Origin of the sequence: Mesomycoplasma bovoculi M165/69 (assembly GCF_000524555.1) — a bacterium.
GTDB classification, from domain to species: domain Bacteria; phylum Bacillota_I; class Bacilli_A; order Mycoplasmatales; family Metamycoplasmataceae; genus Mesomycoplasma; species Mesomycoplasma bovoculi.
The window spans coordinates 187570-199355 of record NZ_CP007154.1 but is presented as its reverse complement, the minus strand read 5'-3'; the positions used below and the strand labels follow the sequence as shown (position 1 = coordinate 199355).

Genomic DNA, 11786 nt, shown 5'->3' with positions numbered 1-11786 from the left:
TGGGGATAATCCAAAATGAGGTGAGTGACAAGTTAGTAAAAAATAAATAGTTATTTAGTCAAATTATAAATAAATAAAATTATAGAATTCTATTAGCTTACTATATTAAAATAAATATTAATCTTTAGCATAATTTTTGATAGGACTAATGTAAGATCAAGCATCATTGATTTGTGCTATTTTTTTATTATAAATAACTGCCACTTGTTCTTGTTGTGCTCTTCCAAATTGGTTTGACAATAGTAATGCTTCAGGTATGTTAGTATCTGCAACATTTTGAATAATCATTTGATAAGATTGACTTTTATCCATTTTATTTAGCTCGTCTAAAATGAATTGCACACTTTCTCCCTTGCCATTATTAATTTCTGTTAGGCCTACAATATCAAAACCAGAATTATAAGCTATATTAGCAATCATTTTAGCTTTTATTTTTATTTCATTCAATTTTGATTTAGAACTATTTAGTGCAAGTCCATAATTAAGAATGTTTCAATGAGCTATTCTAATTGTGTTTTTTTGTTTATGATAATTGGTATCAGGAATTAAAATTTCAGACAATTGTATGGTAGGTAAGATAGTATCAGTTTTCACTTGGATATCTGTAAAGACCGGAGCGTGGTCTGAAATTTTAGATTTAATAAATACTTTCTCATTTTTAATTTTTGAATCCGAATTCACATTATCTACATCTTTTTCTAATCAATTTTTATAATATTGATTAATATCTACGTCATCTTTTAACCACTGTTCAAAAACTTTGTAAAGATCAATTTTAAAATCTTGACCAGCACTTTCAACTTTATTAACATTTAAATCATTAGAAGAATTAATGTATAGCATTTTATCATATTGATTGGAGTAAAGCCGAGAGCTTCCAAGTGAGGTAATAAAACGATAATTGTATGAAGGATTAGTCATATCTTGATCTACACTTAAAGTAGAATGAATTGTTGGATGATTTTTTAACAATTCTTTGATAAAAAAATAATTTTCATTTTTAATGCAAGTATCTCCTCCATAAATGACTAAATCTGGTTTAAATTTGGAATTTTTAGCAGCTTCTAATCTAACACGTGTCCAAGTGCTAAAAATTCACTAATTTCTTGCACACCTTGATTAGAAATGAATTTTTTGTAAAATAATTTAGAAGTATCTACTCTTGCTTCTCGATAATCTTTTCTATTAGTTTTTGAAGTGCTATCCAAATGGTTAAATAATGTTGATATTTTTAATTGAGTACCAACCAAATTAAACTCAACTATAAATGGTGGTCTAACAAAAATTGTTTGTTGCGCTTTTGGTAACTTGTTGCTTCTGGTGCAAAAAGTAGTTTCTTCATTATCCTGATTTTTTAAAAACAATTTCACTTATGCTATCTCCTTGGCAAAAATATTCAAATCATTTTGTAAAATTATATAAATTATAAACATAACAGTTGCAAATATATGTTGAATTTCTTTTATATTTTTTTTTAAATTATTTACTATTTACTTATATTACAAAAAAATGCACATTTTTCTAACAAAAGTGCATTTTATTTACTTATTTTTATTTTTAACAAAATAGAATAAATTAAGATTATATCCTTATTTTAAATTTATTTTTTGTCTGATTCAAAATTTTCTAAATCAGAACCACCAACTTGATCATCATTTGTGCTTTTTTTATTATTTGAATTTTTATATTTCTCTAAAATATAATCAATGAAATAAACTAAGGCAAATCCAGATGGTCCTAAAAAAATAAAGACATCTGCAAAGTTAAAAGTTCCATTATCTCGATAAGGGATAAATATTAAGTCTTTAACTGAATTGTCGTTAATAAATCTATCTAATTCATTTCCTCAATTACCAGCTAATAAAATAGATAAGAAAAATGCATATGCATAATGCTTTGAAAAAGGAATAAAAATCAATAAAAAAATAGTTAATGCAAAAGCAAAAATATGGATTCCTGTAAAGCCAACTAAATTATCAATTTTAGTGGTAACGCCATGATGTAATAAAGGTCTAAAACCTATAAAACCTCAGTTGTAAACTTTGTTAATAACACTAAATTTATCATTATAATCTGCATCACTAAAAACTAGATTTTTACTTAATTGATCAATTAAAAGACAAACAAAAACAACTATGAGTAAAATAGCTATATTTATATAGATTCTTTTTTTACCTAGTTTAGTTATTTTCTCTTGAAATTTAACTTTAGTTTTGTTTGTAATTTCATTTATTAAATTAGTTTTATTCACTATAATCCTTCAAAAAATCTAGGCAACGTAAACATAAATTACCTTCTGCATTATCAAAGTGGTTTCAACAACGTTGACATTTAGATGAATTAAATTGACTAACTTTAAATTCTAAGCCAAAAGTTACTTTTCCAACCATCAAAAGTGTTTGTAAATCAAGAGATTTAATAAATTCAGACTCTGTTGCAATTTCGATATGAGCTTCATTTGAACGTTTAATTTGTCCACTATGAATTGCTGATTCAACAAGTTTGTAAACAGTATCTTTAAGAACAAAAAACTCATTTCATTGCTCTTCAAGTTTTTCATCAAAATCAGCTGGTTTGAAAAACTCTTCTAAAAATATAGACTCTTTTTTATTTTCTTTGTTAATAAATTTATAAACTTCTTCAATTGTGATTGGCAAGATTGGTGCTAATGCTATTGCTAAAACATTTAAAATTTCATAGAGATTTTTTTGAATTGCTCTTCGATTTAAATTATCTTTGCTATCTGCATACAAACTATCTTTTGTAATTGAAAGATAAAAGTTAGACAAATCAACAACAAAATTATTGATTTCTTTGACAACACGAACAAACCGATAACTTTCATAAAATTTAATAACATTATTTTTAAGTAAATTTATGCGATTTGCAATAAAAGCATGAATTCCTTCGCGAGCAAAATCCCCATCTTTATAATCAACTAGATTATTAATTAAAAAACGAATAGTATTACGAATTTTTCGGTAAACCTCAATATTTTGCTCTAAGATTTTTTCTGAATAAAAAACATCGTTGAAATATTCACTATTAGCTACTCATAATTTCAAAATATCACTTCCATATTTAGAAATAATTTCAAGTGGACTAACTCCATTTCCTTTAGATTTGGACATTTTATTGCCATTGCCATCGACAATAAATCCATGAGATAAAAGTTTTTTATAAGGTGCTGTTCCATAATAAATATAAGAATTAATTAGTGAAGAGTTAAATCAGCCCCTATATTGGTCAGAACCTTCTAAATAAAGATCATAAGGAACTTTCTGACCTTGTAAATCGGCAGCCATAAAACTAGAACCTGAGTCAAACCAAACATCTAAAATGTTATTTTCTTTTGTTCAATTTAAACCTCTAAATTTAGCAGGTAATAACTCATCCGCTTCTTTTTCGAATCAAATATCACTTCCATGCTCAGCAACTAAATTGATTACATAATCAAAAATTTCTGGTTTATCTAAAATAGGATTACCTTGCTCATCATAAAAAATAATGATTGGTACACCTCAAGAACGTTGGCGAGAAATAATTCAGTCTTTTCTTCCAGAGATCATTTTAAATAAACGTTTTTTAAGTCAATCTTCTGGAAATTCAACTTGCTCAACAGCTTCTAAAATGCCACTTTTAAGTTTTTCTACAGATACAAATCATTGTGGGGTTCCACGATAAATCACAGGTTTATTAGTTCTTCAATCATGAGCCACTGAGTGAGTGATTCAACTTTGTTTTATTAGTGAATTTTGGTTAGTTAAAAATTCACAAATTTTTTCACTAGCTTTTTCATAAAATAAACCAGCAAAGTCACCTGCAACTTCATTAAAAGTACCATCATCATTAACATGCATGATCATTTCTAAATCGTTATCTTTTCCAATTCAAAAATCATCTTCACCAAAAAGTGGTGCCATGTGGACAAGCCCACTTCCAGATTCTAAAGTAACATGATGCCCTAAAACAACTGGGCAATTAACTTTAGAAATTGGTTGCAAGTATTTAAGTCCAATCAAATCTTTTCCTATAAATTGTTGAACTATTTTAGCACTATTTCATTTAAATAAATCAACTAGTTTGTCAAAAAGTTCGGAAGCTACTATGTAAAAATTACCTTCATATTCAAAACGAAGATATTCAAAATCACCACCAACTGCAACTCCAGAATTTGCCACCAATGTCCAAGGGGTTGTAGTTCAAATGATAAGTTTGTCATCTGCAGAAACTAAATCATTACCTTTGCTAACTTCAAAAGCTACAAAAATTGAAGGCGATTTGTGTTCAAAATATTCAATTTCTGCTTCAGCAAGTGCACTTTGACTACTTGGAGACCAAAAAACAGGTTTCAAACCTCGATAAATCAAGCCTTTTTCAACCATATTTTTAAACAATTTAAGTTGTTTAGCTTCATATTTTTTATCATTGGTTTGGTAAAAATGTTCAAAATCACAAAATAAATCCAACTCTTTAAATTGCTTCATTTGATTTTGGATTTGACTGTTTGCAAAATCATTTGCTTGCCTACGCAATTCAATTGCAGATAATTTGCCAAATTCACTAGTCACTTTATTTTCAATAGGCAAACCATGAGTGTCTCAACCTGGTACAAAAGGTGTATAAAATCCTGATAAAGTTTTATAACGAACAATAATGTCTTTTAAAATTTTGTTTAAAGCATGACCAATATGAATATCACCATTTGCATAAGGAGGTCCATCATGCAAAATAAAACTTTTATTATTTTTGTTTTTTTCTAAAGCTTTTTTGTAAATTTTTTGTTCTTTCCAAAATTGATGAAATAACTCTTGTTTTTTAGTTAGTTCTGCTTTCATTGAAAAATCAGTTGTGAAAATATTTAGTGAATTTTTATAAAAATTTTTATCCATATTATTCATCCTCTTCGAATTTTTTAAGTAATGCATCAATATCTAATTCATTAACTTGTTGTAATTTGGTTTTAGCTCTTTGCAAAGCTTCATCAAAATTAAAAACTTTAGTTTGTTCATTTTCACTTTTGGTAGGTTTTTGAACTTTTGACTCTAGTTTTTCCTTTGTTTTATTGATAGTTTTGCTTTTTGTCTCAACTTTAGGTTCGAATTTAACTTCATTTTTTAACTCTGGTTTTGCTGGCAACCTTAAAATTTTATAACACTTTTTAGAACTTGCCTTTAAACTTGTTGCTTCATTTATATTATAAATCTTAATCAAATCACTAAAATCAAAAATTCCAAAATTAGAATTAAAAGCAGAAGCGCTCATTATTGGTTTTGAAAAATCTAGATTGGTTTCTATTTTTTTAGGAGTGCTTCCTCGTTGACCAAAAAGAATATTCCCTGGCAAAAGTTGATCAAATCTTGATCAATGATCAAAAATTAAAACTTTTTCATCTTCACAAATTAAAGCTGTTCCAGAAATGCTTTCATTTGTTCGTAAATTTATTAAGCGCACACCAGCTGAATTTTTGCCATAAATTGGCACATCTGTTTCACTAACTTTTAAACCACGATTCAATGAAGTGAAAATTGCAATATTAGCATTATTTTCACCTAAATGACAACTAATTAATTCATTGCTATCTTTTAGTTTAAAAATGTTTGTAATTTTATTATGTTTATAATTGGCAAAATTATCTAGTGAAACACGTTTAGCTAAACCAGCCAAACTGACTAAAATTAATGATTGGTTTTCAATGTTAGAAACAGGAATAGCTGCAATAATGTATTCTTTATGTCCAAAAGCCAATTTAGTTTTTAGATCAATACCTGATTGCTTAAGTTGACTTTCCTCTAGTGCATGAGGTAAAAGTGTAATCAAATTTCCTAGGTTAGTGATGAGAAAAATTTTATCTTTTGAACTAACCATATCTAGTGAAATTAAAAAATCTTTTTCTGCAACTGGTAGCTTGCTGATTTCTTCAATTATGTTGGTTTTTATAGACATTTTTTTGTAAAAACCATTTTTGGAAATACTAAAAAAGAAAAATTCTTCTTTAACTAGCTGATCATAATTAATTTTGACATTCAAATTTTTATCAATAATTTGAGTTAAACGTGGTCTTTGATGTTTGCTTTTGACAGATAGCAAAAGTTCAATTAAATATTTTTTAAATTCTTCTTTATCATTAATTAAAAGTTGAAGTTTTTTAAGAGTATTTTCAAGTTCTTCTTTATCTTTTAAAAACATTTGTTGATCAATTTTGGACAATCTATATAAACGCATTTGTGCAATTGCTTCAGCTTGCAAAGGGCTAAATTGAAAATACTTAATAAGATCTGCAATAACTCCGGCTTTAGAATTATCTGATGCCCGAATTACTTTAATAACTTCATCTGTAATATCTGCAACTCTTAAAAAACCTTTAGTAATTTCTAATTTTTTCTCATTTTTAGCAAAATCAAATTCCAATTCTGCAAATTTAATTTTTTCAAGATGGTCTAAATAATAACCAACTAGTTGTTTAATTGAAAGCAACTTTGGTGAATTATCACAAATTGCAATGCTATTGTATGAATAATAAATTTGCAAATCAGTTTTTTGTAAAAGATAATTAATAATTAAATCAATGTTGGCATCAGCTTCTAATTCAACATTGATTAAAATTCCATTTCGATCTGATTGATCAACAACTTCTTTAATTCCATAGACTTTTTGTTCAAATTTAATGTCATCAATTTGGCGAATCAAGTTTGCTTTAGCAATCCCAAAGGGAATTTGACTAATTTGAATAAGTCTTTGATTTTTATCTTCAATAATTTCATATTTTGCTGTTAAAGTTAAACGACCTTTGCCAGTTGCAAAAGCGTCTCTTATACCTTCTTTTCCATAGATGATTCCACCTGTTGGAAAATCTGGCCCTTGAATAATTGAGCCAAGTTCAGCAATTGAAATATTTTTATTATTTAGCATTGCTATGCAGCCATCTATAACTTCCCCTAGATTGTGTGGCGGAATATCAGTTGCAAATCCTGAGGCAATTCCAATAGCACCATTGACTAATAAATTAGGAAAAATTGTTGGCAAGACAGTAGGCTCTTTTTCACTATCATCAAAATTAGGTGTCCAACTAACAACATTTTTGCTAATAAGTTCTAATAAATCATTGCTAATTTCTTCTAAACGTGTTTCAGTATAACGCATCGCTGCAGCTGGATCATCATCAATAGAACCTTTATTTCCATGCATGTCTACAAGAGGAACATTCATTTTTCACTCTTGAGACATACGAACTAAAGCATCATAAATTGAACTATCACCATGAGGGTGATATTTACCAATAACATCTCCAACAACTCTAGCAGATTTTTTATAGGGTTTGTCTTTTTTTAGTCCTAAATTTCACATTGAATATAAAATCCGACGCTGCACAGGTTTCAGACCATCTCGAACATCTGGAATTGCTCGATTTTGAATAACATACTTAGAATATCGAATAAATTTTTCAGCAACTATTTGCTCTAATGATGCATCAATAACAGCTTGTAAATTATTTTTCATAATTTGGTTTTTCTTCTCCTAGTTGTTTAATAAAAGAATCTTCAAGCGAAAAGTCTACATTTTGTTCAATTCACTCCTTACGTATATCAGCCCTATCTCCCATTAAAGTATAAATTCTATCTTTAATAATATTTTCATCCGCCATTGTAACTCTAATTAAAGAGCGATTTTGTGGATCCATAGTTGTTTCTCATAATTGAGCAGCATTCATTTCTCCAAGTCCTTTGTATCTTTGAATTTGAGCTCCTGGTTTTTTATTTAAAAATTCAGCAAGCTTTTGTTCATCTCAAATGTACATTTCTTCTTTATTTTTATAGGTTAATTTATATAAAGGTGGCTGTGCAATATAAACATGTCCATTTTGAATTAAAGACTTAAAATAACGGAAAAAGAAGGTTAAAATTAGAATTTGAATGTGTGCACCATCGGTATCAGCATCTGTCATAATAATAATTTTGTGATAATTTAAATTCTTAATGTTAAAACTAGTACCAATTCCAGTGCCAAGTGCACTAATAATTGCAACAATTTCTTCATTTTTAAGTAAATCAACTAACTTGGTTTTTTCAGCGTTGACTATTTTACCTTTCAAGGGTAAAATTGCTTGATAAAGCCTATTCCGGCCCAACTTGGCACTCCCGCCCGCAGATTCACCTTCAACCAAAAATAATTCTCTTTCAAAAGGTTTTTTACTTTGTGCTGGAGTTAGTTTTCCTGATAAAATTTTTTGCTCTTTGGAAACAGATTTACTGGTTTTACTTTCAATTTTAGCTTGCTTTTCCTCCATCCTATTTTGATAAGATTGATTTATATGTGTAATAATTTTGCTTGAAATCTCTTTATTTTGTTGTAAGTATGACATTAAAGAGCTGTAAATAACTTCTTCAGTTACAACTTTTGCCGCTGATGTGCTAAGTTTATCTTTGGTTTGACCAACAAATTCTAAAATTGGCTCTGGAATTCGCAATGAAACAACTGCACAAAGTCCATTTTTAATATCATTATATTCAAATTCAACTTTATTTTTTACTAAGTTTTTTTGTCTTGAATAATCATTAAAGGCTCTAATTAATGCATTTTTTAAACCATTAATGTGAGTTCCGCCTTGATTAGTTTTAACATTATTTGCAAAACTAAAAGTATTTTCTTCAGAGTCATCAACATATAAAAATGCGAATTCAAGTTCAATTTCTTGTTGTTTTCCTTTAAAAAATATAGGTTTTTCATGAATTTTATTTTTGCCCTTGGCCAAATGCTCAATAAAATCAATTAACCCTTTTTTATTTAGAAAAACTTGAGATAATCCGCTTCTTTCATCACTAAAGTGAATTTCAAGATTGGAAATCAAAAAAGAGGTTTCTTGTAAACGTTGAGCAATTAAATTGGCATCAAATTCTTGTTTTCCAAAAATTTTAAAATCAGGCCAAAAGCGAACAGTGGTTCCTTGTTTTTGAGTTTTGTCGATTTCTTTAGTAGGTTGAGTTAAGTATCCACCATTTTCAAAAGCTGTAAAATAACTTTTTTTATTACGAAAAACTCAAACTTCAACTTTTGAACTAAGGGCATTTACAACAGAAGAACCAACTCCATGAAGTCCAGCAGCACTTTTATAAACATCACTAGAAAATTTCCCACCGGCATGCAAGTCACTAAAAACTAATTCAACTCCAGTTTTGCCACTTTGGTGTTTGTCAACAGGAATTCCTCGCCCATTATCAGCTACTTCAATTGAACCATCCAATTTAATGGTTAGTCAAATTTTATTAGCAAAACCAGCAAGTGCTTCATCAACACTGTTGTCAAAAATTTCCCAAACCAAATGATGGAAGCCTTGCGAATCTGTAGAACCGATGTACATTCCCGGACGTTTTCGAACTGCCTCGAGACCTTTTAAAACTTTTAATTTTTCTGCTGAATATTCCATAACGAACTGCCTTATGAATTTAAGTTTAATATTTTATTTATTTATTATTTTAAACAAATTTAGGAAAGTGGTAAAATTTATATGATTATTTAATTATTATAGAAAAAAAGGAAAAATATGAAAAAAATTGCAATAAATGGTTTTGGTCGTATTGGTCGACTAGTTCTTCGCCGTTTTTTAGAAGTTAAAAACAATGATATTCAAATTGTTGCTATTAATGACTTAACAGATGTTAAAATTTTAGCTCACTTATTTAAATTTGACTCAGCACATGGTCAATTTCAAGGAAGTGTTGAAACCCTAATAGAAGGTAACAAAAACTTTTTAGTAATTAACGGACATAAAATTTTAGCACTTGCTGAGTCAGATCCTAAAAAATTACCTTGAAAACAATTAGAAATTGATGTTGTTGCAGAGTCAACAGGAAGATTTACTTCAAAAGAAGCTGCTCAACAACATATTGATGCAGGAGCTAAAAAAGTTGTTATTTCAGCGCCTGCTGGAAACAACATCAAAACAATTGTTTACAATGTTAATCACAACACACTAACTCCAGAAGATACTATTATTTCAGGTGCTTCATGTACAACAAATGCACTTGCACCAGTTGTTAATGTTTTAGAAAGAGAATTTGGAATTAGTCATGGTTATATGACAACTGTACACGCTTACACAGCTGATCAAAGAATTCAAGATGCTCCTCACTCAGATTTGCGTCGTGCAAGAGCCGCTGCTGCAAACATTGTTCCTTCTTCCACTGGAGCTGCAAAAGCTATTGGTTTAGTTATCCCTTCACTTTCAGGTAAAATGGATGGTTTTGCACTTCGTGTTCCTGTGATTACTGGTTCATTTGTTGATTTAAGTATTGTTTTAAAAAAACAACCAACTGTTGAAGAAATTAATGCAGCAATGAAAAAATATGAAAATGAATCATTCTTATACAATACTTTTCAATTAGTGTCATCCGACATTATTGGAGACCGTCATGGTTCAATTTTTGATGCAACATTAACAAAAATCATTACTAGCCCAGAAGGTGAAAGACTATATAAAGTATTTAGTTGATATGACAATGAATTTTCATTTGTATCTCAATATGTACGCCTATTAATCTTAACAGCAACTATTAAATAATTTTTAAATTATTTTAAACAAAAAAACATCATTATTTAAATGATGTTTTTTTATATTTTCAAACAAATTTTGTATTAATCAATTTTGAAAAAGCTATAAAAATAAAGATAAAATGTAAAAAAGCCTAAATGTTTTAGGCTTTTGTATGACAGTGAATTTATTGATTATTGAGATTTTAATGTTCCACTTTCTCCAGTAGATATAATTTTTACATAATCATTAATGTGAGTGTTTTGTGGATATTTTTTCTTCAATTGCTCTTGTAATTCTTGAAGCAATTTTTGTCGCGTTTCTGGAGTGGATGTTAATTGAGGGTTGATTTTTTCTTGAGAATGAATATAAAATGTTGCTAAGTTAGCACCAATATTTGGATCTAGTGTATCTGGCAAATTTTTAAAAAAGTAAGCCATTTGTTGTGAGGTTGTAATTAAATTTTTATCTAAATCTTTAAGAAACTCGGATGAAGGTGTGTTTCAAAGTGTGTTTAAAACTTTTAATTTTTCATCAACTGCTTGTTTATCTTGCTCTGTGTATTGCGATTTTCTTTTTAGTAATTCATTGTCTACTTTTTCCCCGTCTTCTCAATCTATATTCTGTAATTTTGAAATATTCTCCAATTCTTCATCAGAAAGTGTTTCAATTCTTGCTATTTTTTCTTTCAAAGTCTCTTCTCTTTTAATAGGTTCTTGTTGTTCAACTTGTGGATTTTTATTTGGTTTTTCTTGAGTTAATTCTACTTTTTCTTTTGAATCAGAGATAGTTGAATCTTTTTCCTTATTTGATTCTTCTTTTTGTAAGGGTTCAATTTTTTGGTCCTCTTGCTTTAATTCTGGTTGCTGTTCTGTTTTTGTTGGACTTTTTGTTTCATTTTTATCTATATTTTCTACTTTTGGTTGAGTTTTAGGAATTTCATCTTTATTATCTTTGTTTGGTGCTAGCTGATTTTGGGCTAATTTGGATTTATCTTCATTTTCGGCTTTATTTTTTGGTTCAACTTGCTTAGATGGTTCAAAAGGTTGAACCTTACCAGGTTCTTTTTCAATTTTTTCATTAGTTGAGTCAACACCTACTCCATTACCAGTTCCACTAGTTAGACTTTGATTGCTATAATAAACTCCTAAACCTGTAGCCACTGACACACCTAAGGTAGATGCTCCAAGAATTAAAAATATTTTTTTCTTTGTCATAAAATGTCCTTTTCATACTATATATAATTTATGTTCCCATA

8 protein-coding genes are annotated in these 11786 nt (G+C 28.6%); 1 reads left to right on the top strand and 7 read right to left on the bottom strand.

Going from position 1 to position 11786, the window contains the following annotated elements:
• Positions 1-117: 117 nt before the first annotated feature.
• From MYB_RS00975 to MYB_RS00950, 6 genes are all read right to left on the bottom strand, one after another.
• Positions 118-972 (bottom strand): exonuclease/endonuclease/phosphatase family protein, encoded by an 855-nt coding sequence (locus tag MYB_RS00975; protein WP_022935517.1) that lies wholly within the window; start codon positions 970-972, stop codon positions 118-120.
• A 92-nt stretch (positions 973-1064) separates the two neighbouring features.
• On the bottom strand, positions 1065-1370 hold the full coding sequence (locus MYB_RS00970) for a hypothetical protein (protein ID WP_022935518.1): 306 nt from the start codon (positions 1368-1370) through the stop codon (positions 1065-1067).
• A gap of 230 nt (positions 1371-1600) precedes the next feature.
• Positions 1601-2251 (bottom strand): signal peptidase II, encoded by a 651-nt coding sequence (locus MYB_RS00965; protein WP_022935519.1) that lies wholly within the window; start codon positions 2249-2251, stop codon positions 1601-1603.
• Positions 2244-4892: an isoleucine--tRNA ligase gene (gene ileS, locus MYB_RS00960; RefSeq protein ID WP_025279601.1), complete on the bottom strand. Its 2649-nt coding sequence runs from the start codon at positions 4890-4892 to the stop codon at positions 2244-2246. Before ileS ends, MYB_RS00965 begins: the two co-directional genes overlap by 8 nt.
• 1 nt (position 4893) lies before the next feature.
• Positions 4894-7500, bottom strand: a complete 2607-nt coding sequence (locus MYB_RS00955; RefSeq protein WP_022935521.1) for a DNA topoisomerase (ATP-hydrolyzing) — start codon at positions 7498-7500, stop codon at positions 4894-4896.
• Complete coding sequence (locus MYB_RS00950) at positions 7490-9424, bottom strand: DNA gyrase/topoisomerase IV subunit B (RefSeq protein WP_022935522.1); 1935 nt, start codon at positions 9422-9424, stop codon at positions 7490-7492. Before MYB_RS00950 ends, MYB_RS00955 begins: the two co-directional genes overlap by 11 nt.
• Before the next feature lie 117 nt (positions 9425-9541).
• Between MYB_RS00950 and gap the strand changes: the two genes are divergently transcribed.
• Positions 9542-10558, top strand: coding sequence for a type I glyceraldehyde-3-phosphate dehydrogenase (gene gap / locus MYB_RS00945; protein ID WP_022935523.1), 1017 nt, complete (start codon positions 9542-9544; stop codon positions 10556-10558).
• Between the two features lie 164 nt (positions 10559-10722).
• On the opposite strand, the gene MYB_RS00940 is transcribed toward gap, so the two are convergent.
• Positions 10723-11745, bottom strand: a complete 1023-nt coding sequence (locus tag MYB_RS00940) for a hypothetical protein (protein ID WP_022935524.1) — start codon at positions 11743-11745, stop codon at positions 10723-10725.
• Between the last annotated feature and the right edge of the window lie 41 nt (positions 11746-11786).